Source organism: Streptomyces monashensis, from assembly GCF_001866665.1.
Taxonomy (GTDB): Bacteria; Actinomycetota; Actinomycetes; order Streptomycetales; family Streptomycetaceae; genus Streptomyces; species Streptomyces monashensis.
This window is the reverse complement of sequence record NZ_MLYO01000053.1, coordinates 36,292-61,832: the sequence shown is the minus strand read 5'-3', so window position 1 is coordinate 61,832 and position 25,541 is coordinate 36,292. Positions and strand designations below refer to the sequence as shown.

General features: G+C 71.1%; 24 protein-coding genes. 7 read left to right on the top strand and 17 right to left on the bottom strand.

All coding sequences use genetic code 11. From position 1 onward, the window contains the following. Positions 1–184: 184 nt before the first annotated feature. The 4 genes from BIV23_RS29430 to BIV23_RS29415 are packed head-to-tail and all read right to left on the bottom strand — an operon-like array spanning position 185 to position 6,003. Positions 185–1,489, bottom strand: coding sequence for an MFS transporter (locus BIV23_RS29430; RefSeq protein ID WP_245790692.1), 1,305 nt, complete (start codon positions 1,487–1,489; stop codon positions 185–187). Continuing rightward, the gene (locus BIV23_RS29425; RefSeq protein ID WP_071384016.1) at positions 1,486–2,700 is read right to left on the bottom strand and encodes a type III PLP-dependent enzyme; all 1,215 of its coding nucleotides are present in this window, start codon (positions 2,698–2,700) and stop codon (positions 1,486–1,488) included. Before BIV23_RS29425 ends, BIV23_RS29430 begins: the two co-directional genes overlap by 4 nt. Beyond that, complete coding sequence (locus BIV23_RS29420; protein ID WP_071384015.1) at positions 2,697–4,391, bottom strand: IucA/IucC family protein; 1,695 nt, start codon at positions 4,389–4,391, stop codon at positions 2,697–2,699. Before BIV23_RS29420 ends, BIV23_RS29425 begins: the two co-directional genes overlap by 4 nt. A 37-nt stretch (positions 4,392–4,428) precedes the next feature. Beyond that, the gene (locus tag BIV23_RS29415; protein ID WP_071384014.1) at positions 4,429–6,003 is read right to left on the bottom strand and encodes an IucA/IucC family protein; all 1,575 of its coding nucleotides are present in this window, start codon (positions 6,001–6,003) and stop codon (positions 4,429–4,431) included. A 409-nt stretch (positions 6,004–6,412) separates the two neighbouring features. Here BIV23_RS29415 and BIV23_RS29410 point away from each other — a divergent pair, with 409 nt between their 5' ends. The 3 genes from BIV23_RS29410 (at position 6,413) to BIV23_RS50600 (ending at position 9,004) form a co-directional block, all read left to right on the top strand. Next, the gene (locus BIV23_RS29410) at positions 6,413–7,174 is read left to right on the top strand and encodes a response regulator transcription factor (protein ID WP_071384013.1); all 762 of its coding nucleotides are present in this window, start codon (positions 6,413–6,415) and stop codon (positions 7,172–7,174) included. Then, on the top strand, positions 7,171–8,679 hold the full coding sequence (locus BIV23_RS29405; protein WP_079173465.1) for a sensor histidine kinase: 1,509 nt from the start codon (positions 7,171–7,173) through the stop codon (positions 8,677–8,679). The genes BIV23_RS29410 and BIV23_RS29405 overlap by 4 nt, the downstream gene beginning before the upstream one ends. A gap of 181 nt (positions 8,680–8,860) precedes the next feature. Beyond that, positions 8,861–9,004, top strand: a complete 144-nt coding sequence (locus tag BIV23_RS50600; RefSeq protein WP_177240078.1) for a hypothetical protein — start codon at positions 8,861–8,863, stop codon at positions 9,002–9,004. A gap of 8 nt (positions 9,005–9,012) precedes the next feature. On the opposite strand, the gene BIV23_RS29400 is transcribed toward BIV23_RS50600, so the two are convergent. Together BIV23_RS29400 and BIV23_RS29395 are read right to left on the bottom strand one after the other, a co-directional pair. Further along, positions 9,013–10,344, bottom strand: coding sequence for a class I SAM-dependent RNA methyltransferase (locus BIV23_RS29400; RefSeq protein ID WP_071384012.1), 1,332 nt, complete (start codon positions 10,342–10,344; stop codon positions 9,013–9,015). A gap of 132 nt (positions 10,345–10,476) precedes the next feature. Next, on the bottom strand, positions 10,477–12,552 hold the full coding sequence (locus BIV23_RS29395) for an APC family permease (protein WP_071384011.1): 2,076 nt from the start codon (positions 12,550–12,552) through the stop codon (positions 10,477–10,479). A gap of 161 nt (positions 12,553–12,713) precedes the next feature. On the opposite strand from BIV23_RS29395, the gene BIV23_RS53290 reads away from it, so the two are divergent. The 3 genes from BIV23_RS53290 (at position 12,714) to BIV23_RS29385 (ending at position 14,406) form a co-directional block, all read left to right on the top strand. Next, positions 12,714–12,842 (top strand): hypothetical protein, encoded by a 129-nt coding sequence (locus BIV23_RS53290; RefSeq protein ID WP_281250172.1) that lies wholly within the window; start codon positions 12,714–12,716, stop codon positions 12,840–12,842. 221 nt (positions 12,843–13,063) lie between these two features. Beyond that, positions 13,064–13,735, top strand: a complete 672-nt coding sequence (locus tag BIV23_RS29390) for a potassium channel family protein (RefSeq protein WP_071384010.1) — start codon at positions 13,064–13,066, stop codon at positions 13,733–13,735. Continuing rightward, entirely contained in the window at positions 13,735–14,406 is a 672-nt protein-coding gene (locus tag BIV23_RS29385; RefSeq protein ID WP_071384009.1) for a potassium channel family protein, read from the top strand. The genes BIV23_RS29390 and BIV23_RS29385 overlap by 1 nt, the downstream gene beginning before the upstream one ends. Positions 14,407–14,494: 88 nt before the next feature. On the opposite strand, the gene BIV23_RS29380 is transcribed toward BIV23_RS29385, so the two are convergent. The 7 genes from BIV23_RS29380 to BIV23_RS29350 form a co-directional block, all read right to left on the bottom strand. Then, positions 14,495–15,265 (bottom strand): DUF3159 domain-containing protein, encoded by a 771-nt coding sequence (locus tag BIV23_RS29380; RefSeq protein WP_071384008.1) that lies wholly within the window; start codon positions 15,263–15,265, stop codon positions 14,495–14,497. A 3-nt stretch (positions 15,266–15,268) separates the two neighbouring features. Beyond that, positions 15,269–15,667, bottom strand: coding sequence for an OB-fold nucleic acid binding domain-containing protein (locus tag BIV23_RS29375; protein WP_079173464.1), 399 nt, complete (start codon positions 15,665–15,667; stop codon positions 15,269–15,271). 58 nt (positions 15,668–15,725) lie between these two features. Beyond that, positions 15,726–16,412, bottom strand: coding sequence for a response regulator (locus tag BIV23_RS29370; protein WP_071384007.1), 687 nt, complete (start codon positions 16,410–16,412; stop codon positions 15,726–15,728). Beyond that, entirely contained in the window at positions 16,409–18,964 is a 2,556-nt protein-coding gene (locus BIV23_RS29365) for a sensor histidine kinase (protein ID WP_071384006.1), read from the bottom strand. The genes BIV23_RS29370 and BIV23_RS29365 overlap by 4 nt, the downstream gene beginning before the upstream one ends. A gap of 192 nt (positions 18,965–19,156) precedes the next feature. Further along, positions 19,157–19,915, bottom strand: coding sequence for a DUF3710 domain-containing protein (locus tag BIV23_RS29360; RefSeq protein WP_071384005.1), 759 nt, complete (start codon positions 19,913–19,915; stop codon positions 19,157–19,159). Between the two features lies 1 nt (position 19,916). Further along, on the bottom strand, positions 19,917–20,468 hold the full coding sequence (gene dut, locus BIV23_RS29355; protein WP_071384004.1) for a dUTP diphosphatase: 552 nt from the start codon (positions 20,466–20,468) through the stop codon (positions 19,917–19,919). Continuing rightward, on the bottom strand, positions 20,465–21,049 hold the full coding sequence (locus tag BIV23_RS29350) for a PaaI family thioesterase (RefSeq protein WP_071384003.1): 585 nt from the start codon (positions 21,047–21,049) through the stop codon (positions 20,465–20,467). Before BIV23_RS29350 ends, dut begins: the two co-directional genes overlap by 4 nt. A 112-nt stretch (positions 21,050–21,161) precedes the next feature. Between BIV23_RS29350 and BIV23_RS29345 the strand changes: the two genes are divergently transcribed. Next, on the top strand, positions 21,162–21,641 hold the full coding sequence (locus BIV23_RS29345) for a DUF3093 domain-containing protein (RefSeq protein WP_071384002.1): 480 nt from the start codon (positions 21,162–21,164) through the stop codon (positions 21,639–21,641). Here the strand turns inward: BIV23_RS29345 and BIV23_RS29340 are convergent. The 4 genes from BIV23_RS29340 to BIV23_RS29325 all read right to left on the bottom strand — a co-directional run bounded on the left by BIV23_RS29340 (position 21,638) and on the right by BIV23_RS29325 (position 25,150). Further along, entirely contained in the window at positions 21,638–22,543 is a 906-nt protein-coding gene (locus BIV23_RS29340) for a hypothetical protein (RefSeq protein ID WP_107471299.1), read from the bottom strand. The genes BIV23_RS29345 and BIV23_RS29340 overlap by 4 nt on opposite strands. 13 nt (positions 22,544–22,556) lie before the next feature. Beyond that, positions 22,557–22,853, bottom strand: a complete 297-nt coding sequence (locus BIV23_RS29335; RefSeq protein WP_071374226.1) for a DUF4193 domain-containing protein — start codon at positions 22,851–22,853, stop codon at positions 22,557–22,559. A 390-nt stretch (positions 22,854–23,243) separates the two neighbouring features. Further along, complete coding sequence (locus BIV23_RS29330; RefSeq protein ID WP_071384001.1) at positions 23,244–24,491, bottom strand: sensor histidine kinase; 1,248 nt, start codon at positions 24,489–24,491, stop codon at positions 23,244–23,246. A gap of 5 nt (positions 24,492–24,496) precedes the next feature. Continuing rightward, a complete protein-coding gene (locus BIV23_RS29325) occupies positions 24,497–25,150 on the bottom strand; it encodes a response regulator transcription factor (RefSeq protein WP_003993508.1) in 654 nt (217 codons plus the stop codon). Between the last annotated feature and the right edge of the window lie 391 nt (positions 25,151–25,541).

Sequence of the window (25,541 nt, the reverse complement as noted above, 5' to 3'; positions counted from 1 at the left end):
AAGGCCCCACAGGAAAAATGGCGCGGTGTTTACCTTCTGGCTCACATGGGCCTGAACTTCCCTCCAGTTGCCACCGTTCGAGGCGAATCAGCAGACGCTCGTGAGGGCGAGGCTCGGTGGTGGCGGCGGCCCTGGAGGGCGACGGCACGCAGGGCCTCGAGGGGTGACTGCCGTCGTGTACGCCTCAGCGGTCGGTCGGCCGGTCCCCTGCCAGCCGGGCTGAGGCGAGGGGTGAGCCGGTCACCGAGGCCGCTCCCGTGACACGGGCAGGTCGTGGGATCCGGCCTGTGATCAAGGCGGAGAGGGCGAGCGCGGAGGACACCGAGACGAGGCCGCCCAGGACCAGGGTCGAGCGGGCGCCGAGGGTGTCCGACACCAGGCCGACCAGGGGGGCGCCTACGGGAGTGCCGCCGAGGAGGACCAGGAAGTAGACGGACATGACGCGGCCCCGCAGGTGCGGCTCGGCATGGAGCTGGGTCAGCGCGTTGGCAGTGGTGGTCACGAGCACCGCGGCGAATCCGGTGGGGACCAGCAGCGCCATGAACGTGCCGTAGCCCGGCATCAGGCCCTGCGCCGCTTCCAGCGCGCCGAACACGACCGTGGCGGAGATCAGACGGCGCGCGGTGGGTTGCTTGCCGCGGCTCGCCCCGTGGATCGCGCCGATGAGGCTGCCCAGGGCGTACGCGGCGGAGAGGGAACCGAAGGCGGCGGCGCCCGTGTGGAAGGCCGTGATCGCCACGAGGGAGATGGTGACCTGGAAGTTGAGGCCGAAGGTGCCGACGAAGGCGATGAGACTGATCGGCAGGAGCAGTTCGGGCGTGGACGCGATGTGACGAAAGGCGTCCCGCAGTCGGGTACGGCCGGGTCGGGGCCGGCCGTGGTCCGGCGGGTCGGCCGTACGCATGGTGACCAGGCCGTAGAGGACCGCCAGGTACGAGGCCGCGTTCACGAGGAACACCGGGCCCGTGCCGAAGGCGGCGACCGTCAGGCCGGCGAGAGCCGGGCCGAGGGTGCGGGCCACGTTGAACTGGGCGGAGTTCAGGCTGACCGCCGTGGCCACGCGATCACGGGCGACCAGTTCGGCGATGTAGGCGTTGCGGGCGGGGCTGTCCACGGCGGTGGCGGTGCCGAGGGCGAAGGCCAGCGCATAGACGGACCACAGATGCACCGCGCCGGTGACGGTCAGCAGCCCGAGCAGGAGTGACTGCGCGCCCATGGCGGTCTGGGTGAGCAGCAGAAGCCGCCGTTTGGGGTACCGGTCGGCCAGGACCCCGCCGGTCAGGCCGAACAGGGTCTGCGGCAGGAACTGCAGCGCGGTCACGATGCCGACCGCGGCGCCGCTGTCACCGGTGAGGTGGAGGACGAGCAGGTCCTGCGCGGCACGCTGCATCCAGGTACCGATGTTGGAGGTCAGCTGCCCGAGCAGGTAGCGACGGAAGTTCCGGACGGTGAGTACGGCCGTCACCGGCGGGCGAGAGCCCCCGCTCATGGCGTCTGACGGGCGTACGCGCCGCCGGTGGCCGACGGCTCGGCATCTTCGACGTGGTGGAAGGTCGGGTGCGGGTGCATGAGAAAGGCGTGGTGGGAGATGTTCCAGGCGTAGGCGCCGGCCATGGCGAAGGCGACGCGGTCGCCGACGCGCAGCCGTTTCACCGTGACCCGGCGTGCCAGGACGTCCTTGGGCGTGCACAGCTGTCCGACCAGCGTCACCGGCTCGTCACGGGCCTCCGGTCGGTCCCAGGGCCACGGCCAGTCGTCGTCGGGGATCACCTCGAAGGGCTGGTCGTGCTGTTTCGCGGCCGGAGTGCGCAGATGGTGGGTGCCTCCGCGCAGCACGGCGAACGCCTGGCGGCGGCTGAACTTGATGTCCAGCACCTGGGTGACGTACCAGCCGCAGTAGGCGGTGACCGAGCGGCCGGGTTCGATCCGCAGCGTGAGGTGCGGGTGGCGGGCCAGGAGCGGGCGGAGGCCGGCGCCGAAGGCCGGCCAGTCGAACTTCCTGTGCGGATGCGCGTAGTCGACGCCCATCCCGCCGCCGACGTTCACCTCGCACAGGTCGATGCCGTGATGGTGCGCCCAGTCCTCGGCCCAGGTCAGAACCTCGTCGACGAGCGCCAGCTGGGCTGCGGCCGTAAGGCCGCTGGCCAGGTGGAGATGGAGGCCGCGCAGTCGGATCCGCGGGTCGGAGGCGATCAGTTCCAGACAGCGGTCCAGTCGCCCGGGGTCCATCCCGAAGGGGCTGGGCTGCCCGCCCATGGCCAGGGCGACCTGGCCGAGATCGACGGGGAGGTTGACGCGCAGGAGGACATCGGCCGTCCGGCCGGCCAACAGGCCGGCGAGCAGGAGCAGTTCGTGTTCGCTCTCGACGTGCAGGCGCTCCACTCCGGCGTCGAGTGCGCGGGCCAGTTCCTTCGGTGTCTTTCCGGGGCCTCCGAAGGCGGTCGGTGCCTCGGGGAGGAGCCCGCGGACGTGGCTGAGCTCCCCGCCGGAGGCCACCTCGAAGCCGTCGACGTGCCCGGCCAGTGTCCGCAGGATGCGGGGGTCGGCGTTGGCCTTGGCCGCGTACAGCAGCTCGACACGGTCCGGCAGTGCGGCCCGGATGGCGCGGACGTGCTCGCGCAGGGCCGGGAGGTCGTAGAGGTACGCGGGCAGGTCGTCGTCCGTCAGCCGGACGACGCGGTCGAGAGTTGCGGGCCTCACCGGATCACCCCGCGGGGGAAGTCCGCGCCGAGGGGGCTGGGCAGGGGGACGTAGGTGGCGTGCCGGTCGGCCTTGCGGGACCAGCGCAGGAGGAGGTTGGCCTTGGCGGGCAGCGGTACGCCGGACAACAGGGCGCGCAGGCGCGGTGGTTGGCCGGCCGTGCGGGCATAGGCGTCGAGGTGGTCGCGGACCAGGCCCCACAGGGCGGGTTCCAGCGTCGGGTCCAGGTCGGCCAGGGCGCCGAGCAGTTCGGCGGTGTGGTTGACCAGCAGGCAGTACGCGACGCGGTTCCAGCCGCGTTCGGGGTCGTAGGTGAGGGGACCGCGGACGTCCTCCGGCAGATCGGCGAGGGCGCGCTGGTGGTGTCCCGGCAGGAGCTTGGTGCCTTCCAGGTCGCGGAAGAGCATCTGCGCCGGGGTGCCGTCGGGGTGCACACCGACGACGACGTTCTGCAGGTGGGGTTCCAGGACGACGCCGTGTTCGAAGTAGGCGGCGAGCACCGGTGGCAGCAGCAGTCGCAGGTACGCGTCCCACCAGGCAAGGACGTCCCCGTCGCCGCGGGCGAGGAGGTGGGAGACGTGGGCTGTGCTGGTGGGGTGCTCGTCCGCCACCGCGGCGGCGAGCAGGGGTGTCACCCCGGAGCGCAGGTGGGGGCGCAGGCCGGAGCGGACGATGACGCCGAGGCCCTCCAGCAGGACGGTGTCGTCGGCCGTGTCGAGTGTGCGGTAGCCGGGCTCGGCCAGGAGCGCACAGCCCGGGTAGCGGCCGGCGAGGCCGGCGAAGACGGGCTGGAGCAGCCGGTTGAGAGCGACGGCGCCGGACAGTTCGTAACTGGCGTGCTTGCGGACACAGTTGGTCAGGCGGACGTTCAGGCTGAACTTCAGGAACGTGTCGGTGCCGGGGTGGTACAGCGTGCGCACCGAGGCGGTCGGCACCAGCTCCGGTCCGCTCACCCCGGTGTCGACGACGTCGCCGGACGCCATGGCTTCGTGCAGCCGTTCCCGGACCTTGAGCAGCCGGTACTGCCACGGGTGCACCGGCAGTACCGCGAATGCCGGGTCGGTCGTCGTGTGCAGCGCGTCCATCTGGTGCAGATCGCCCTCCTCGCGCACGAGTCGGCGGCGCACGGCCAGATAGCGCAGGCGGAAGCGTGCGCCGCTCTCCGGGCCGTGCGCCAGCCAGTCGGCCGGGTCGCCGGTGCGGGACTTGGGCGTGGGGTGGAAGCGGTGTCCGAACACCAGGGACTGCTCCGACGCCACGTACGGGTCCGCGTGCGGGGTGGCGCCCGCCCGCTCTTCGAGGGCGGTGCGGATCGTCTCGCGGCTGTCGGAGACCTGGGTGAGGAACTCCCCGTTGGCGACACCCGTGCGCAGTTCGAGTTCGTCCTGGATGTAACCGGCCAGCTCCTTCCAGCCCACGGTCACCCAGACGCCGTCGTCGAGCCGCTCCACCGGTCCCCGGAAGCGGTGCGCTCCGATCAGCGAGACCCGGCGCAGCGGGGAGCGCAGCAGGATGCCGCGGCGGGGCAGGCGCAGCAGGAGGTGGTCGTCGTCGACCGTCACCTGGTGTTCGGGGGCGGACACCTCGCGGATCAGGCAGTTGAGCAGGGTGTGGGCGGTGACGGCGTCGGCTGTCGTCACCGGCGTGCTTGCGCCGATCGTGGTGGCGTGGGTGGCGGTGCCGGTGGTCATACGGTCGCTCCAGGGGGACAGCGGTCGGTGGAGGGCGTCAACGGCACGGGGCCAGCGGGTTGGGTACGGGCGTCCACCGGGCCTTGCCCGGGTTCTCGGCCAGGCGCATGGCGATGGTCGCCTTCAGCGGCATCGTGTCGCCGAAGAAGGCCGCCGCGTCCTCCTCGTTCGGCAGGCCGGCGTACACCCGGCGGCCGACCTCGGCCACCGCACCCCACAACGCGCGGGGATCGGCCGCCCGTGTCCGGCTGAGGACGTCGACCAGCTCGCTGAAGACTCCGCTGATCAGGCCGCCGAACAGTTTGGTGTGCAGCGCGCCCACGTCATCGCCCGCGCGGGTGCCGACCAGCGGCGGCAGCGTGAAGCCGCACCGGGCCAGGCGGCGCGGGCTGACGCGTACGCCGTCCAGGTCCCGGTACAGCACCCGCACCGGCCGCCCGTCCCGCAGGACGACCAGGGTGTTCTGTCCGTGGGCCTCCAGTGCCACCCCCATGGACAGCAGCGTCAGTGCGGGCGGCAGCACGAGCCCGGCGAAGTCCGCCAGCCAGCGCACCGGGTCGCCTGACACCACGGTGGCTCCGGTCCCGTGGACGGCGGTGAGCGGTACCGCGATCTCACCCGGATCGAGGCAGCACTCGGTCGACTCCCGGATCATCGCCGCCAGGCTCGCGGAGGGCCGTCCGTCCACGCGCACCGCGCCGCCGCCCAGCTCCCGCAGGACGCGCAGGCTGCCGCCGTAGCCGGCCTTGTCGATGACGGCCGCGACCAGGTCGGACAGCTGGGGCCCGTCGGCGACCTCGGCCGGGGAGATGGTGCGCCGGTAATTGGTGACCTGCACGTCGAGCGCGGTCTTGATGTGGCAGCCGGGCAGGACGCCCAGCGGGGCGAGGGTGCGCAGCGACAGCAGCGGGCGGGCGGGGATCGTCTCTTCCATGACGGTCACGTCGGGGTGGTGCGCGAGCACGTGATCCCGTTGCCACGGGTGCAGCGGGAGGAGGATCGTGTCGCCGTCGCGCAGGTGGCGCGGCCAGTCGCCGGTGCCCTGCCAGCGGTCGGCCGTGACACGCAGCAGTGCCAGCCGGACGACGGGGTGGTGCTCGGGGGCGTAGGCGAGTACGTCGGCGATCGACATGCCGGTACGCGTCCGGCAGCAGGGGTGCTGCGGGTGGCCGTCGACCACCGCCTGCTCGGCGTCTGCCGGGTCCTTCGGCGGGGGCGTGCCGGCCGCGTTCGCGGCCCTGGCCAGGGCCAGGTTGACCACGCTGTTGTCCAGCTCGGCCGCGAGTCGTTCCGCCGCCGGGGTACGCAGACCCAGCTGCGCCAGCAGTTGGGCCGGCCCGCGGATCGGACCCTCGGGCCCGGCTACGGCGAAGTCCTCGGACACCTCGGCAAACGGCTGCGCACCGGACTCGGCCGCCGAGAGTGAACCACCGTGCCGCAACTCGACCACCAGGGCGTCGGACTCGCGGCGGTGCCCGCTCAGGCCGGGCAGGGGTTCTCGTACGAAGGCCCCCCACAGCCGGGCCAGAACGGTGGCGCGCGCTGCCGGGAGTGCGGTCGTGAAGGGCTCCACCAGGTCCGGGCGCGTGCGGCGTAGTTCATCAAGGGGCATGGGGCATCCCAGGTGCTTGCGGCGGCGCTTGTCGCGCGGTGCCCCAGTGGCACCGGCCGTGCGATCGACGCTACGGGAAGACGATCAAGCGGATGGCAAGAGCACATACAGCGGGGATCGCCGAATTCCTCCGATGAGGCGTTTTCCCCTCCTCGCCTTCAGGCAATTCCGCCGGGGACACTGCCCCTCGATGCGACCTGACCGTACATCAGGTTTCGGCTGTCACCTGGAGGAATCGGACGCTGACGTTCGCGGCCTTGGCTCTGCGCTTACTCCACGCTGTCCATGTCCTGGATGTCGTCATCGTGCCGCGCTTCTGCGGTGAGGCCGTCCGTGGAGGATCACCGGCTCGGGGGAGGTTCCGGCGTTTGCGCCACACCCCGCGGCCGAGGTCTGTGAGCCTTTCGGCATGCGTGTCTTGCTGATCGAGGACGACGACCGGGTGGCCGGACCGTTGACGGAGGGACTGAGCCGTTTCGGATTCACCGTCGAACACGCCAGAAACGGTGCCGACGGCCTCGCCGCGCCGGAGGCGGCGATGGTGCTGCTGGACCTGGGACTGCCCGACATGGACGGCCTCGACGTCTGCCGTGCACTGCGAGCCCGCTCGTCCGTGCCGATCATCATGATCACGGCCAGGGACGACGAGGTCGATCGCGTGCTCGGCCTCGAGCTGGGCGCGGACGACTACGTCTCCAAGCCGTTCGGTGTGCGCGAGCTCGTCGCCCGGATCCGTGCCGTCACTCGCCGCGCGCGGCCTCCCGTGCCGGACACCTGCCGTGAGGAGCCGCAGCCCTCGGATGGCCTGGCGCCACCGGGGACGTCCCACATCCAGTGGGTCGGCCCGTTGGCCATTGACCGTCGCACCCGGCAGGTGCACCTGCACCAGGCGCCCATCGCCCTGGCGCCCAAGGAGTTCGACCTGCTCGTCTGCCTGGCCGAAGACCCCGGAGCCGTCTGCTCCCGTCAGCAGATCCTCGACACGGCATGGGAACCGAACTTCTTCGGTCCCACCAAGACCCTGGACGTCCACATCGCCGCCCTGCGCCGCAAACTCGGCGACTCCTCCTGGATCGAGAACATCCGCGGAATCGGCTTCCGTCTGGTTCCCCCGGCCCGCGCCGAAACCACGCCCGCCACGGGGTCAGCGGGCGGCGGAGGCGCCCGGTGACGCGTCGCCTGCTCGTCAGTCACCTGAGCGTCATGCTGTTCGTCCTGCTCGCGCTCGAAGTGCCGTTCGGCGTCTTCTACGCCCGCAGCGAGCTGTCCCGCTTCTCCCACACGGCGCGGCAAGGGGCGATGACGCTCGCCGAGGTCTGCGAGGACAAGATGGAGCACGGACTGACGGCGGACCTGCCCGAACTGGCCCGCGCGTACGGGCAGCGCACCGGGAGCCGCGTACTCGTCGCCGACCGGAAGGGCATCGTCCTCGCCGACACCGCCACCCGTTCCCTGGTCGGCAAGGACCTGTCCGCCGAGCCGGACATCTCCGCCGCCCTGCGCGATCAGCCCGCCACCGGCACCGATGGCGACCCTCCCGCGGGGGGCGAGGACCTCTTCGTGACCGTGCCGGGCGGCTCCAACGCCACCGTCGCCTGTGTCGTGCGGACCGTGTACGCGCTGGGCCCGCTCAAGGCGAAGGTCCACGCCACCTGGCTGGCCCTCGGCGCCGTCGGGCTCGGGGTCCTGTCCGCCGTCTCCCTGATCGGCTTCGCGCTCGCCCGCTCGATCACCCGTCCCCTGCAGGCCCTGGAACGCGCCACCGCACAACTTGCCGAAGGCCGGATCACCGATCCACCGGCCACCGATCACGGACCGCCGGAACTGCGCCGGCTGGCCACCTCGTTCACCAGAACCGCGACCCGGCTCCAGCACCTGCTCCAGGCCCAGCGGGCATTCGCCTCCGAGGCATCCCACCAGCTGAAAACCCCGCTGACCTCACTGCGCCTGCGCCTGGAGAACTTCGAGCCGCACCTCGCCCCCTGCGCCCAGGACAGCCTCGACCGAGCACTCGGCGAGCTTGAGCGGCTCAGCCGTATGGTGCAGGGGCTGCTCGCGCTCGCCCGGCTGGAGAACTCCGCGATCAGGCCGGAGGCCGTCGATCTGAACGCCGTCGTCGCCGATCGCGCCGCCATCTGGACGGCCTTCGCCGACGAACAGCAGGTCGGCATCGTCGTCTCCGGAGCCCCCGCCGCTCGTGTGTGGGCGGTGCCGGGCGCGCTGGAGCAGATCATCGACAACCTGCTCTCGAACGCGCTGCGCGTCTCCCCACCGGGAACCGCCATCACCCTGACCACCGCCGCCGTCCCCGGGGAAGGCAGCCGCACCCCGCCCATGGCCGAGCTGCACGTGATCGACCAAGGACCCGGCATGTCCGAGGCCGAACGGCACCGAGCCTTCGACCGGTTCTGGCGGGCTCCCGATGCCGACCACGACGGCACGGGTCTCGGCCTGCCGATGGTCCGGCAACTCACCCGAGCCAGCGGCGGCGAGGTCATCCTTGAGGCAGCCCCGGGCGGTGGGCTCGACGCCGTCGTCCGACTCCGGTGTGCCGCGAGCCGTACTCACCGTGAACATCTGGATGCCGCTGTGCCGGACGCCCAACGGTCTCACGGCTCACTCCAGCTCGCGACTCGCGGGAGCTTGGGCAGGAGAGGGCCGGGAGCGAGGAAGTGATCACCCGTACGCCGGCCGCAGGGCAACACGCAGCTACTTCTGCGGCGCGGTGGCGGGCAGTCCGGCGAGGCGCCGCACCACGTCGAGGCCGCCCTCGGTGCCCGGCCAGTGCCGTAGCCGGCCCATGGGCTGACCCGCCGGCCTCCGTCCCGCACGCCAACCACCCTCCGAGGAGCCCGCGTTGCTGCCGTACTCAGTCACCGACGTCAACCGCCACTTCCCGATGGGCCAGCCGGCCGGAGTCTTCGCACCCGCCGTCATGGTGGTCGGCAGGCTGCGCGGCATCATGACGCTGGTGTGCCACGGCCTGTCGGCCCGCATCTGATGTGCAGGTCAGCGACCCTTCTCAGCCGGCTCCAGAATCGCCACGCACTCCACGTGATGCGTCATCGGAAACAGATCGAACGCCCGCAGCGTCCGTACCCGGTACCCGCCCTCGCGGAAGTACCCCAGGTCGCGGGCGAGCGCAGCGGGATCGCAGGCGACGTAGGCGATGCGGCGCGCGCCGAGGGAGGCGAGGTGGGCGACCGTGCCGCGGCCCGCGCCGGCGCGCGGGGGGTCGAGGACGATCAGGTCGACCTCGGTGATGCCCGTGCGCGGGAGGACCGATTCGACCTTGCCCTGTTCGACGCGGACGCGGGGGAAGTCGGCGAGGTTGTGCCGGGCGTCCTCGACCGCCCGCTTGCCGGACTCGATGCCGAGGACCGCGCCGTTCTCGCCGAGGCGGTCGGCCAGTGCCCCCGCGAACAGGCCCACTCCGCAGTAGAGGTCCAGGGCCGTCTCGCCCTTGCGGGGCAGCAGGCCCTGCATGACGGCGGTCACCAGGGTGTCGGCCGCCTTCGGGTGGACCTGCCAGAAGCCGCCGTTCCCGACGCGGTGGGTGCGGCCGTCCGCGCGTTCGCGGACGAAGGGGCGGCCGTGGACGCGGTGCACGCCGCCCGACTTCTCGTCGACGCGCAGGACCGAGACCGGCTTGTCCAGTTCGACCAGGGGGAGGCGGGCACCCGGGCGCGGGGTCAGGATGACCTGGCGGTCCTGGGAGCCCGTCGCCGCGATCGCCTCGACCGACTCCATGCCGGTCCAGTCCCGCCGCTCGATGCCCAGCTCGGACACCCCGGCCGCCGCGATCATGCAGTGGTCGATGTGCTCGACCTCGTGCGAGCGGTGGCGGCGCAGGCCCGCCTGCCCCGTCGAGGCGTCCACGGCGTACTGGACGCGGGTGCGCCACTGCGGGACCTCGCCCGCGGGCAGCTTGTCGCCCTCCGCCGGCATCACCGTGCCGTCCCAGCCGGCCTCCTCGGGCGTGAGGCCCGCGAGCCGCTGGAGCTGCTCGGCGATCACCTCGCCCTTGAGCCGGCGCTGGGCGCCCGGCTTGGCGTGCTGCCAGTCGCAGCCACCGCAGCGGCCGGGACCGGCGAAGGGGCAGGGGGCCTCGATGCGGTCCTTGGAGGGCTCCAGGATCTCGACGGCGTCCGCGCGCAGGAAGCGTGCGCCCTCCTCGCCCTCCGTCACCCGGGCCAGCACCCGCTCGCCGGGCAGCGTGTGCCGGACGAACAGCACCTGGCCCTCGGCCGTACGGGCGATGCAGTGGCCGCCATGGGCGACGGGGCCGATCTCGACCTCGTACTCCTCGCCCACCAGAGACTTCGTCGGTTCTGCCTGCATGGCGGGGTGACTCCAGATCCAGAAGGGGAAGCGGCCGCAAACGGGTGGGCCGGACAACAGCCCACCAGTCTACGGCCTCGCCGCTCCCCCTCGGTCCGCGGTCGCACCGACGCCGTCGACGCCGTCGACGGCTCAGTCCTTGGCCGCCGGGGACTCCTTCGCCGCCGGAGTCGCCTTGGCCCGCTCCGCCGCCGGCCCTCGCCGCACGGCGCCCGGCGCGCTCCACTCCTGGCGCCTGCGGGCGCGCAGCTTGGCCGCCTCGGAGGACGCCAGCTGGTAGGGGACGGAGGTGACCATCACGCCGGGCGTGAAGAGCAGGCGGCCCTTCAGGCGCAGGGCGCTCTGGTTGTGCAGCAGGTGCTCGTACCAGTGGCCGACCACGTACTCGGGGATGATCACCGACACCGCGTCCCGCGGCGACTCCGCGCGCAGGCTCTTCACGTACTCGATCACCGGGCGCGTGACCTCGCGGTACGGCGAGTCGAGGACCTTCAGCGGTACGTCGATGCCGCGCCGCTCCCACTCCTCGCGCAGGGCCTTGGTCTCCGCCGCGTCGACGTTGACCGTGAGCGCCTCCAGGGTGTCCGAGCGCATCAGCTTGGCGTAGGCCAGGGCGCGCAGCGTGGGACGGTGGATCTTCGAGATGAGCACGACCGAGCGCACCCGCGACGGGCGGGTCAGGTCGTCGTCGGCGGCAGGGCTCTCGGGGGCTGCGATCTCCTCGGCCACGCGGTCGTAGTGCCGGCGGATCGCGGTCATCGTCGCGTAGAAGATGCACATGCCCATGAGGGCGACCCAGGCACCGTGCGTGAACTTGGTGACGAGGACGACGACGAGCACCAGACCGGTGAAGAAGGCGCCGAAGGCGTTGATCGCGCGGGAGCGCATCATGTGGCGGCGCTTGGCGTCGTCCGTCTCGGTCGCCAGGTGGCGGTTCCAGTGCCGGACCATGCCGGTCTGGCTGAGCGTGAAGGAGACGAACACGCCGACGATGTAGAGCTGGATCAGCCGTGTGGAGTCCGCGCCGTAGATGATCGTCAGCAGGCTCGCCGCGCCCGCGAGCAGCACGATGCCGTTCGAGAAGGCGAGGCGGTCGCCGCGGGTGTGCAGCTGGCGCGGGAGGTAGCGGTCCTGGGCGAGGATCGAGCCGAGCAGCGGGAAGCCGTTGTACGCCGTGTTGGCGGCCAGGAAGAGGACCAGCGCCGTCGCCGCCGCCAGGACGACGAACAGGAAGCTGCCCTTGCCGAAGACCGCCTCGGCGACCTGGGAGATCACCGGGTTCTGGACGTAGCCGGAGCCGAGGCCGACGCCGTTGTGGAGCAGATCGGTCGCCGGGTTCTCCGCCATGTGGACCTTGGTCGTCATGGCGAGGGCGATGATGCCGCAGAACATGGTGACGGCCAGCAGGCCCATCATGGCGAGGGTGGTCGCCGCGTTCTTCGACTTGGGCTTGCGGAAGGCCGGGACGCCGTTGGAGATGGCCTCCACGCCGGTGAGCGCGGCACAGCCGGAGGAGAAGGCGCGCAGCAGCAGGAAGACCAGCGCGAAGCCGGCCAGACCCTGGTGTTCGGCCTTGATGTGGTAGTCGGCCGTCGGGGCGCGCATGGAGTCGCCGAGGACCAGGCCCCGGAAGGCGCCCCAGGCGATCATGACGAAGACGCCGCCGACGAACACGTACGTCGGGATCGCGAAGAGCTTGCCGGACTCCTTGACGCCGCGCAGGTTCATCAGCGTCAGCAGCACGATCACGGCGACCGCGCACAGCACCTTGTGCTGCACCACGAACGGGACGGCGGAGCCGAGGTTCTCGATGCCGGAGGCGATGGAGACAGCGACGGTGAGGACGTAGTCGACGAGCAGGGCGCTGGCGACGGTCAGGCCCGCCCTGGGGCCGAGGTTGGTGGTGGCGACCTCGTAGTCGCCGCCGCCGCTCGGGTAGGCGTGGACGTTCTGCCGGTAGGAGGCGACCACCGTGAACATCAGCACGACGACCGCGACCGCGATCCAGGGGCTGAAGTGGTACGCCGACACGCCCGCGATGGACAGGACCAGCAGCACCTCGCCCGGCGCGTAGGCGACGGAGGAAAGCGGGTCGGAGGCGAAGACGGGGAGTGCGATGCGCTTCGGCAGGAGCGTTTCGCCCAGCCGGTCACTGCGCAGTGCGCGCCCGATCAGGATCCGTTTGGGCACGTCGGTCAGTTTGGACACGACAGAGGATCGTAAGGGTTCGAACTGGCTGCCGCCCACCCGGCGTCATCGATCTGCCTCACGAGTGAAATCACGGGAGCGCGCGACTGCGGATTCCGTGGTCCGCGCGCTCCCCGTGCCTAGATGGCAAACCCCGCCTGTCATCGCACTTCGGAGGCTCCATGCCCGCCATCGCGGAGCTGATCGGGGCGACACTCGCCCTCGTCGGCGTCGGAATCCTGACCCTGTGCAGCGTGCGCAGCATCACTCGCCGACGTCCCCGTCAGGTGGTCGCCGACGCGGAGCGCTGACACGCGCACATGTAACCACCACCTGATCCACACATGATCAACACCGTGCACGCCCATGATCAACGCTCTGTATGTACCTGATCATCACCCCGTACACATGCCGTACACGGCCCTGTCGGCCGCACGGGGGTAGCCAACCCCTCGGCGCCGCTGTGTAGCTTTGGGCGTCGGTCTGAGACCCTGAGGCTGAGCAGTAACTTTTGGACACCGGAAGGACGGTCGTGCACATCGTCATCATGGGCTGCGGAAGAGTTGGTTCCGCTCTCGCCCAGACCCTGGAGCAACAGGGCCACACGGTCGCAGTGATCGATCAGGACCCCACCGCCTTCCGTCGTCTGGGCCCCGGTTTCGGGGGCCGCCGGGTCACCGGCGTCGGCTTCGACCAGGACACCCTGCGCGAGGCGGGTATCGAGGAGGCCGGCGCCTTCGCCGCTGTCTCCAGCGGTGACAACTCCAACATCATCTCCGCGCGTGTGGCCCGCGAGATGTTCGGCGTCGAGAACGTGGCCGCCCGCATCTACGACCCCCGCCGCGCGGAGGTCTACCAGCGCCTGGGCATCCCCACCGTGGCCACGGTGCGCTGGACCGCCGACCAGATGCTGCGCCGGCTGCTGCCGTCGGGCGCCGAGCCGCTGTGGCGCGATCCCACCGGCGGCGTGCAGCTCGCCGAGGTGCACGCGTCGGCGAAGTGGGTCGGCCACAAGATCAGCAAGCTCCAGGAGGAGACGGGCGTCCGCGTGGCGTTCCTGACCCGCCTGGGCGAGGCGATCCTGCCGAGTTCGCAGACCGTGCTGCAGGAGGGTGACCTCGTGCACGTGATGATGCGGACGGACGACGTGGCCAAGGTCGAAGCCGCCTTCGCCCAGGGCCCGGAAGAGGAGGGCGGTCACTGATGAGGGTCGCCATTGCCGGAGCCGGCGCCGTCGGCCGCTCGATCGCGGGCGAGCTGCTGGAGAACGGCCACGAGGTCCTGCTCGTCGACAAGGCCCCGACCGCCATCTCGGTGGAGCGGGTGCCGCAGGCGGAGTGGCTGCTGGCCGACGCCTGTGAGATCACGTCCCTGGACGAGGCGGCGCTCCAGCGCTGCAACGTCGTCATCGCCGCGACCGGCGACGACAAGGTCAACCTGGTGGTCTCACTGCTCGCCAAGACGGAGTACGGCGTCCCGCGCGTCGTCGCCCGTGTCAACAACCCCAAGAACGAGTGGCTGTTCAACGAGGCCTGGGGCGTGGACGTGGCCGTCTCCACCCCGCGTCTGATGTCCGCCCTGGTCGAGGAGGCGGTGAGCGTCGGCGACCTGGTCCGGCTGCTCCGCTTCAGCCACGGCGACGCCAACCTCGTCGAGCTGACCCTGCCCGAGGAGTCGGCCCTGGCCGGCACCCAGGTGGGCGACGTCCAGTGGCCCGAGGACACCTCGCTGGTCACGATCATCCGCGGCACACGGGTCCTGACCCCGTCCCGGGAGGACTCCCTGGAGGCGGGCGACGAACTCCTCTTCGTGGCCGCGCAGGCCCGTGAGGAGCAGCTGGAGGAACTGCTGTCGGTGCGGCGCGAGGAGAGCTGACCGCACAGGAGAAGGGCGCCCTCGCGACCGAGGGCGCCCTTCTTCGCCGTACGACCGCTGTTACGCGATCGCTGTGTACGCGCGGTGTCTACGCGTCCCGGCGGTGCCGTCCGCCCGCCTGGTCGACGCCGCCCTCGGCGGCCAGTGCGGCCTTGCGCTCCTTCTCCGCCCGCTCCTCCGCCTCCATCTCCGCGAACACGTCGATCGGCGCGGGGGCCTTCACGAGGAAGACCCAGGTGAGCCAGACCGCCAGCAGGAAGGGCGGGATCTTCAGGGCGACCAGGATCCAGCCGAGCTTGGTGGTGTCCGACCACCAGTACAGCGGGAAGAGGATCGCGCACTTGGCGAGCAGGATCAGGCCCCAGGCCCAACTGGCCTTCGCATAGGCCGTCTTGCGGCCCGGGTTGCGGGTGCGCCAGGAGAGGTTCTCCTTGAAGACCGGGCCCAGGATGAGGCCGAGCAGGGGCACGCCGGCGACGGTCGTGACGATGTACGCCAGCGCCAGGCCCAGCGTGTAGAGCATGCCCGGGAGGTAGAAGTCCTTGGCGTTGCCGGTGAACATCGCGAAGACGACACCGAAGGCCACGCCGAAGACGCCGCTGAAGGCGTGCTTGACGGTGTCCTTCATGGCCAGCCGGACCACGACCAGGACCAGGGAGACGATCAGCGCGGCGATCGCCGACACGTGCAGGTTCTTGTCGATCGTGAAGATCGCGACGAAGAGCAGGCCCGGCACGACCGTCTCGACCATGCCGCGGACCCCGCCGAACGCCTCGAACAGCGCGGCCTCGGTCACCGCCCGGGCGTCGTCGGTCTGCGCCTGACCGGTGTCTTCGGTCGGCTTGTCGAGGGACGTCACCGGCTACTCCCGTCCGAGGGGTCGCAGTTCGTATTTCGGGTTGAACAGCACCCGGCGGCCCCGGCTCATCGAGATCCGGCCCGATGCGATCAGCTTGCGCCCCGGTTCTATGCCCACGATGGAACGCCTGCCGAGCCACACCACGTCCAGCGCCGCGGAGCCGTCGAACAGCTCGGCCTCCAGGGCCGGGACTCCGGCGCGCGGACGCAGGGTGACCGTGCGCAAGGTACCAGTTACGGTGACGATCTGCCGGTCCTGGCAGTCGCCGATCCTGGTGCAGCCGGCGGTCTGGGCGTCTTCCCGCAGTTCCTCGGACTCCAGGTCCTCCTGCGACGAGGACAGCCGGTCGAGCATGCGCCGGAACCGGCCTGCCGGCTTTTCGGAACGGGGAACAGCACTCATACCTGAAAGCGTACCGGGGCGCACCGACACCGCCGTAGCCCCGCTCACCGCGACCGCCTCACTTCTCGAACCGGTATCCCATCCCCGGCTCGGTGATGAAGTGCCGCGGGTGCGAGGGGTCCGTCTCCAGCTTGCGGCGCAGCTGGGCCATGTAGACGCGCAGGTAGTTGGTCTCGGTGCCGTACGACGGCCCCCACACCTCCTGGAGCAGCTGCCGCTGGCTGACGAGGCGGCCGGTGTTGCGGACCAGCACCTCCAGCAGATGCCACTCGGTCGGGGTGAGCCGGACGTCCTTGCCCGCGCGGTTGACCTTCTTCGCGGCCAGGTCGACGGTGAAGCCGTCGGTCTCCACGGTCGTCAGGTCCTCCTCGCCGGGCCCGGCCGGCTCGGCCCGGCGCACGGAGGCCCGCAGCCGGGCCAGCAGCTCGTCCATGCCGAAGGGCTTGGTGACGTAGTCGTCGGCGCCGGCGTCGAGGGCCTCGACCTTCTCGTCGGAGGAGTGGCGGGCGGACAGCACCAGGATGGGCACGCGGGTCCAGCCGCGCAGGCCCTTGATCACCTCGACGCCGTCCATGTCGGGCAGGCCCAGGTCGAGCACGACGACGTCGGGGTGGCGGGAGGCGGCGAGTTCGAGGGCGGTACGGCCGTCGGGAGCCGCGTCGACCTCGTACTTGCGCGCCTTGAGGTTGATCACGAGGGCGCGCACGATCTGCGGCTCGTCGTCGACCACGAGCACCCGGGTCATAGGGTCTGCCTTTCTGGTTCTGCGAGGTCCTGGCCCGTCGGGAGGGCTCCTGGACGTGATCCTGCCGCGCGGAGGCTGAGGACCATGGTGAGTCCCCCGCCCGGCGTGTCCTCGGCGTTGAGGGTGCCGCCCATGGCCTCCGCGAAGCCCCGGGCGACGGCGAGCCCGAGCCCGACGCCCGCGCCGCGCGGAGCGTCGCCGTAGCGCTGGAAGGGCTCGAATATCCGGGCCTTCGCCTCGTCCGGCACGCCCGGTCCGCGGTCCACCACGCGGACCTCGACGCGGTCGGCGATGGCGCTCGCGGAGACGAGCACCCGCCGGCCGCGCGGGCTGTACTTGACGGCGTTCTCGACCAGGTTGGCCACGGACCGCTCCAGCAGCCCGGGGTCGACCGCGACCATGGGCAGCGTCTCGGGGACCTCCAGCTCGACGCTGTCCTCGGGTACGCCGACCATGGCCATCGGGACCACCTCGTCCACGTCGATCTCGCGGATGATCGGGGTCACCGTGCCGGTCTGGAGGCGGGACATGTCGAGCAGGTTGCCGACCAGGTGGTCGAGGCGGTCGGCGCCCTCCTCGATGCCCTCCAGCAGCTCCGCCCGGTCCTCCTCGGACCAGGCCACGTCGTCGGAGCGCAGCGAGGAGACGGCGGCCTTGATGCCGGCGAGCGGGGTGCGCAGGTCGTGGCTGACGGCGGCGAGCAGGGCGGTGCGGATGCGGTTGCCCTCGGCGAGCGCGCGGGCCTGGTCGGCCTCCTCCTGAAGGCGCCGGCGGTCCAGGGCGACGGCGGCCTGCGCGGCGAAGGCGGCGAGCACGCGCCGGTCCTCGGCGGGCAGCACCCGGCCGGTGAGCGCGAGCGCCATGTGGTCGCCGACGGGCATGTCGACGTCGGCGTCCTCGGGCCGCTCCAGCGGGCGCCCGAATCCGGCGCGCCCGGCACAGGTCCACGGCTCGACGTCGCCCGCGCGCTCCAGCAGCGCGGCGGACTCCATCGCGAAGGTCTCGCGGACCCGCTCCAGCAGTTCCTCCAGGCTGGTCTCACCGCGCAGCACGTTCCCGGCGAGGAAGGAGAGTATCTCCGACTCGGCGCGCAGCCGGGCGGCCTGGTGGGTGCGCCGGGCGGCGAGGTCCACCACCGAGGCCACCGACACCGCGACGCACAGGAAGATCACTATGGCGACGATGTTCCTGGGGTCGGCGATGGTCCACTTGTGCAGCGGTGGTGTGTAGAAGTAGTTCAGCAGCAGCGAGCCGAAGGCCACCGAGGCCAGGGCGGGCAGCAGACCGCCGAGCAGGGCCGCCGCGACCGTGACACCCAGGAAGAGCAGCATGTCGTTGGCGAGGCCGACGTCGACGGCGTTCAGCAGCACCGCGAGCGCGGCCGGGCCGCCGAGTCCGGCGAGCCAGCCCGAGACGATCCGGGCCCGCCCGAGCCGGGCGCCCCGGGCGACGGGCAGTCCGCGGCCCTTGGCGACCTCCTCGTGGGTGACGATGTGGACGTCGAGGTCAGGGCCGGACTCCCGGGCGACCGTGGCGCCGACGCCGGGCCCGAAGACGTACTGCCAGGCCTTGCGGCGCGAGGAGCCGAGGACGATCTGGGTGGCGTTGACGCCGCGTGCGAAGTCGAGCAGGGCGGCCGGTATGTCGTCGCCGATCACATGGTGGAAGGTGCCGCCCAGGTCCTCCACGAGGGTGCGCTGGACGGCCAGCTCCTTCGGGGAGCCCGAGGTAAGGCCGTCGCTGCGGGCTATGTAGACGGCCAGCACCTCGCCGCCGGCGCCCTTCTCGGCGAGCCGGGCGGCGCGGCGTATCAGGGTGCGCCCCTCGGGACCGCCGGTCAGGCCGACCACGATCCGCTCGCGCGAGCCCCAGATCTTGGAGACCCGGTGCTCGCTGCGGTAGGCGTTGAGGTACTCGTCGACCCGGTCGGCCACCCACAGCAGCGCCAGCTCGCGCAGGGCGGTGAGGTTGCCGGGGCGGAAGTAGTTGGACAGGGCCGCGTCGACCTTGTCGGGCTGGTAGATGTTGCCGTGGGCCATCCGGCGGCGCAGGGCCTGCGGGGACATGTCGACCAGCTCGATCTGGTCGGCCCGGCGGACGACCTCGTCCGGGACGGTCTCGCGCTGGCGTACCCCGGTGATCGATTCGACCACGTCGCCGAGTGATTCCAGGTGCTGGATGTTGACGGTCGAGATCACGTCGGTCCCGGCGGCGAGCAGCTCCTCGACGTCCTGCCAGCGCTTGGCGTTGCGCGAGCCGGGGACATTGGTGTGGGCGAGTTCGTCCACCAGGGCGACGGCGGGCGCCCGGCGCAGCACGGCGTCGACGTCCATCTCGCCGAAGACGGCGTCCCGGTACTCCAGCTTCTTGCGCGGGATCTGCTCCAGCCCGTGCAGCATCACCTCGGTGCGCGGCCGCTCGTGGTGCTCCACGAAGGCCACGACGCAGTCGGTGCCACGCTCCACACGGCGGTGTGCCTCGGAGAGCATGGCGTAGGTCTTGCCCACACCCGGTGCCGCGCCGAGGTAGATCCGAAGTTTGCCGCGTGTCATGGCTCCATTGTCTTCCGGTGACTGCTGCCTACGCAGCGTCGACCTTACGGCCAATGATGCGGACAAAGGGGACAAGAGCCGGGTCAAGGGGGGTCTTTGACGCAATTCTGATGGGAGGCACCCCGTAGGGCACGACCCCGTGACAACGGGCCGCGCCTTTCAAAGGCACGGCCCGTACGAGAACTGCCGCGGTCAACGAACCTCGGTGATCTCCGGCCCCCGCTGCAGCTGGTCGACGCCGCCCGAGAAGCGGGACTCGTCCTGCTGCACGCCCTCGGGGACCATCTGCGCGTCGTTGGGCAGCTTGAGGACGATCGGGTCGCGGGGCGCCATCGGGCCCTCGCCGCGCACCACGACCGTGTCGCGGAAGATCTGCTCCAGCAGCCCGGCGGCCTGCGGCTGCACAGCGCCCTGGCCGGAGATCACGCCGCGCAGGAACCAGCGCGGGCCGTCCACGCCGACGAACCGCACGACCTGGAAGCCGCCGGTGCCGTCGGGCAGCTGCACCGGCACCTGGGCTCGCAGCTCCCAGCCGAGGGGGCCCTCGACCTCGTCGACGATGCCACCCTGCTGGGTGATGCCGGCCCCGATCTCCTCGCGGACCTCGCCCCAGATGCCCTCGCGCTTGGGCGCGGCGAAGGCCTGGAGCTGGACGGCGCTGTCGCGCAGCACGACGGTCGCGGCGACGATCGCGTCACCGGCGACCTCGACCCGCAGTTCCATGCCGTCGACGCCCGGGATGAACATCCCGCCGAGGTCCACGCGGCCCTCGCCCGGGTCGCTCACCTCTTCGCTGTCCCAGGGCCCCTCGGGCCGGGGCTCGGGCTCCAGCCGAACGCGCTCGGCCGGCTCCTCGTTCCCGTCCGCCTCGGTGTCGACGCTGTCGACGACCTGCTCGGCCTCGCCGGCCGCGTCCTCGGCGGCACCCTTCTTCTTGCGACGTCCGAACACGTCACTGTCCTTCCCGGTCGGATACGACCGAAGCGTATCGATTCCCACCCGTCGGTCCGCCTGCGGCGGCCCGACCGCTTGTGCCGCTCTCGCCGCCCACCGCGGCATGGCCACCGGTGGACCCGAAGCCCCCTTCGGCCCGCGCCGAGCCGGGAAGTTCCGCCACCTCCTGGAAGCGGACCCTCTCGACCTGCTGGACGACCAGTTGGGCAATCCGGTCGAAGCGCTCGAACCGCACGGACTCGTGCGGGTCGAGATTCACCACGATCACCTTGATCTCCCCACGGTACCCGGCATCAACCGTCCCCGGGGCATTCACGAGGGCGACACCGCAGCGGGCGGCGAGGCCGGATCGCGGGTGCACGAAGGCCGCGTACCCCTCCGGGAGGGCGATCGACACTCCCGTGGGCAGCACGGCCCGCTCGCCGGGCTTCAGCTCGCACGCCTCGGTGGTGCGCAGATCGGCCCCGGCGTCGCCGGGATGCTCGTACGCCGGAAGCGGTACGTCGGGGTCGACGCGCCGCAGCAGGACGTCGAGGGGGCTGGGGCTCACGGGTTCACCTCGAAGGCGCGGGCGCGCCGGATCTGGTCCGGGTCGTTCATGGCGGCCTGGATCTCCTCCTGGCGGCCGTGGTCGACGAAGTGGTCGACCTTCACCTCGATGAAGAGGGCGTCGGCGCGGACGGCGACGGGCCCGTCCGGGCCGCCGATGCGCCCGACGGCCCTGGAGTAGATCTTCCGCCCGGCGACGGCGGTGACCTCGGCCGCGAGGTGGAGCGTGGTGCCCACCGGGACGGGGCGCGCGAAGTCGGTCTCCAGCCGGCCGGTGACGGCGATGGTGCGCAGCAGCCAGTTCAGCGAGCCGAGGGTCTCGTCCAGGGCCGTGGCCAGCACGCCGCCGTGCGCGAGGCCCGGGGCGCCCTGGTGGGCGGGCTGGACGGTGAACTCGGCGGTCAGCGAGACGCCCTCGCCGGCCCGTGCCTCCAGGTGCAGTCCGTGCGGCTGTCCGGGACCACAACCGAAACAGTGTTCGTAGTGGGCACCGAGGAGTTCCCCGGGCGCGGGCGCGTCGGGGTGCCGTACCGGTTTCGAGGCGTCGACAGGAGGCCGAAGGCTTGCGGAACTACCACTCACAGGCGCAGACCTTACCCGCCCGCCCGTCACCCGCCACCGCGCTGCTCGACAGCGCTTCGCGCCGACTGCCCTGACTTCGGGCACATCAGGATCCCGTGCCAAGCTTGGCCTCATGCAGCTTTCCGCCACGCCGTACGAAGAACGCCTCACCGCCCCCCGCTCGTGGTGGTTCATCAGCTTCCTGGTGGGCGTCTCGTTCGCCCTGATCCTGCTTCCGTTCGGCACGCTTCCGCTGCTCGGCGGCCTGGTCGGCGGTACGGCCGCGGCGGCGGTGGTCGCCAGTGCGTACGGCTCCCCGCGCATCCGTGTGGTGGGTGACTCGCTGATCGCGGGCGAGGCGAAGATCCCGGTGTCCGCTCTGGGCACGTCGGAGGTGCTGGACGCGGAGGAGGCCCGCGCCTGGCGGACGTACAAGGCCGACACGCGCGCGTTCCTGCTGCTGCGCGCCTACATCCCGGGGGCGCTGCGGGTGGAGGTCACCGACCCCGCGGACCCGACGCCGTACCTGTACCTGTCCACGCGGGAGCCGGAGCAGCTGGCGGCGGCGATCGAGGCGGCGCGGACGGCGCACGCCCAGGGCTCGGACGCCTAGAGTCCTTCGAGGCCTCTCAGGGGCGTCTCCGGCTCCTCCAGGGGCGGCAGCTCCGGCAGCTCGTCCCAGGGCACCTGGATCTTGCGCAGGTCGGTGCGGATGCGGGCGGCGAGCTTTCTGGTGTCCCGGCGGTTCATGACCGCGCCGACCGCCGCGCCCACCATGAACGGCATGAGGTTGGGCAGGTCGCGCACCACACGCTTCATGATCCGCTGGCGGAGCTCGCGCTTCATGTGGCCGCTCAGGGCCGCGTCGTACGTCGACGGCTTCAGCACGTCGATCCCGCGCTCCCCCGACCAGGAGGACAGATACGCGGTACTCCGGGTCTTGAGGCCGCCCGGCGGGCGTACGCCGTAGACCTCGTGGAGCTCGGCGACGAGCTTCAGCTCGATCGCGGCGACCCCGGTGATCTCCGCGGCCACTTCGGTCGGCATGGCGGGCGGCACCGGCAGCATCGCCGCCGCTCCGACCCCGGCTCCGACCGTCGAGGTCCCGGCCGCCGCTCCCGCCACCAGTTTGTCGGCGAGCTCCTCGGGCCCGAGGCCGGGGAACTGCCTGCGCAGGGTCGCGAGGTCGCGTACGGGGACACGAGGGGCGATCTCGATGATCCGGTCCGCGAGGTACGCCAGCCCCGCGCGAGCGCCTCTGCCGCCCTTACGGGCCCCTTCCCGGGCCAGGTCCCGGGCCTTGTCACGCACCACCGCGGCCCGTCGGGCGACGGGCGCGGGCTGCCGCCGCACCGGTACCGGGTGGTCGGCCCGGTCGTCCACCGGTGCGAGCGAGGCTCCCCTGCCGGATGAGCCCCGCTCTTCTTCACGCGCGCCGTGCGGGCCGTCGAGCGGCCCTGAGTCCGCTTTCCGCACAGGGAAGCGGCGCTTCCGGGGAGGGGTCGAGCCAGTCATGGCCGACCCGTCCTCAGTCGCAGTCGCGGCAGATCGGCTGACCGTTCTTCTCGCGGGCCAGCTGGCTGCGGTGGTGCACCAGGAAGCAGCTCATGCAGGTGAACTCGTCCTGCTGCTTCGGCAGGACCCGGACGGCCAGTTCCTCGTTCGAAAGGTCGGCGCCGGGCAGTTCGAGGCCTTCGGCGGCCTCGAACTCGTCGACGTCCACCGTGGAGGAGGTCTTGTCGTTCCGCCGGGCCTTCAGTTCTTCAAGGCTGTCGGAGTCGACATCGTCGTCGGTCTTGCGTGGAGTGTCGTAATCGGTTGCCATATCGCTCTCCCCCTCTGGGTGTCTGCGGTGTCTCCAGCGCACGTAACGCGTGAGAGGCCGGACTTGTGCCCGACCTGAGGCGGAGATTTTGCCTCACATCAAGGTCTGTTACTCAATCGACACCCAACCCGACCCCTCAAGTGTGATCGGCTTGGATGGCGGTGAGGACCGTACACGGTCCGAATGGGGCACCTCAAAGGCGCCTCACCGTGTACTTCCCGTGATCAAGAGCCCCGAAAACCCGGACTTTCCCGGCTTTCTGCCATGTGTCATGATCACGGAGGGTGCATGGCTGAAAATCCGCCCATGTGATTGATCACACAGCAAGAACCTTGCAAGAGGTCCGGAAAATTCCGCGTAAAGCGAACACCCTCCGCGCGTGTCAACGGATCACAGCGGCAAGGTGACACGCATCACCAGGCCGCCGCCCTCACGCGGCCTCGCCACGATGTGCCCGCCGTGCGCGCGCGCCACGGACCGGACGATCGACAGGCCGAGGCCGACCCCCTTGTCACTGCCCGTACGCTCCGTGCGCAATCGCCGGAAGGGCTCGAACAGATTGTCGATCTCGTACGCGGGCACCACCGGCCCGGTGTTCGAGACCGTCAGTACCGCCTGCCCGTGCTCGATCTCGGTGGTCACCTCGACCCAGCCGCCCTCGGCCACGTTGTAGCGCACCGCGTTCTGCACGAGGTTCAGCGCGATCCGCTCCAGCAGGACGCCGTTGCCCTGCACCACGGCCGGCTTGCGCTCGCCGCGGATCTTCACGCCCTTCGCCTCGGCCTCGGCGTGCACCTGGTCGACGGCCTGGGTGGCGACCTCGGCCAGGTCGACCGGTTTGCGCTCGACGATCTGGTTGTCGCTGCGGGCGAGCAGCAGCAGGCCCTCGACCAGCTGCTCGCTGCGCTCGTTGGTGGCGAGCAGGGTCTTGCCGAGCTGCTGGAGCTCGACCGGCGCGTCCGGGTCCGACAGGTGCACCTCGAGGAGCGTGCGGTTGATCGCGAGCGGGGTGCGCAGCTCGTGCGAGGCGTTGCCGACGAAGCGCTGCTGGGCGGTGAAGGCGCGCTGGAGCCGGTCCAGCATGTCGTCGAAGGTGTCCGCCAGCTCCTTCAGCTCGTCGTCCGGGCCGTCCAGCTCGATCCGGCGGGACAGGTCCGAGCCGGCCACCTGACGTGCGGTGCGGGTGATCCGGCCGAGCGGGGACAGCACGCGGCCGGCCATCGCGTAACCGAACGCGAAGGCGATCACGGCGAGGCCCAGCAGGGCCAGCAGCGAGCGGCTGAGCAGGTCGTCCAGGGCCGCCTGGCGCTGCCCGTCGACGCACTGGCTGATCGCGTGGTTGAAGTCCGCGAGCGAGAGGCTGGTGGTGTTGATCGCAGGGCAGTTGTCGCTGGAGACCTTCAGCTCCTGGAAGCTGACGATCTTGAACAGCGGCTGGTTGCCCGTGCTGATGGCCTGTGCGGCCAGCAGGTAGATGATCGACAGCAGCAGGATGCCGGCGATCAGGAACATGCCGCCGTACAGCAGCGTGAGCCGTATGCGGATGGTGGGGCGCAGCCAGGGGAACGGGGGCTGCGGTCTCCTGGGGTCCCAGGTGGGCTTCGGTGGCGCCTGAGCGGGGGCGGGGGTCGCGGCCACGGGGATCAGATCCGGTAGCCGGAGCCGGGCACGGTGACGATGACCGGTGGCTCGCCCAGTTTGCGGCGCAGCGTCATGACCGTCACGCGGACCACGTTGGTGAACGGGTCGGTGTTCTCGTCCCAGGCCTTCTCCAGCAGCTGCTCGGCCGAGACGACCGCGCCCTCGCTGCGCATCAGGACCTCCAGGACCGCGAACTCCTTCGGTGCGAGCTGGACCTCCTTGCCGTCGCGGAAGACCTCGCGGCGGTTGGGGTCGAGCTTGATGCCGGCGCGCTCCAGCACCGGCGGCAGGGGCACGCTCGTACGACGGCCGAGAGCGCGCACGCGCGCGATCAGCTCGCTGAAGGCGAAGGGCTTGGGCAGATAGTCGTCGGCGCCGATCTCCAGGCCCTCGACGCGGTCGCTGACGTCGCCGGACGCCGTGAGCATGAGCACGCGCGTGGGCATGCCCAGCTCGACGATCTTGCGGCAGACGTCATCGCCGTGCACGAGCGGGAGGTCGCGGTCGAGGACGACCACGTCGTAGTCGTTGACGCCGATGCGCTCCAGGGCGGCCGCACCGTCGTACACGACGTCGACGGCCATGGCCTCCCGGCGCAGTCCGGTGGCCACCGCATCGGCGAGCAGTTGCTCGTCCTCGACGACGAGTACGCGCACGTCGCAGTCCTTCCTCTGTCCGCCCGCCGTCGCACACCGTGGGCGCGAGCGGGCAGGAGTGTTCGTGGGGTGTGACCTCCATCCTGCCCTTTTCGGCCGTAAGTCGGCTGTAAGGCGGGGTTGCGGACCGTACGGATCGGCGTCCCGGGGCAGGAATACGAGATTTTCTCCTCCGGTTGAGGTTTCCGGGTGAGGGAGCGGGGGGAGGACGGCTTTACACCCCGCGATCACGCTCTGCATGTGCCGCAGCACCATGCGGTACTCCGCCGCCGCTTCTCGCAGAGCGGGCGCGGGTGTCCGGCACCGTCGCCGCCCGGCAGGGCAGCGCTGGGCACTCGCGAGGGCCGTGATCGCCCCTTTTCCCGACGGCACACCCCCGTGCCACCGACCC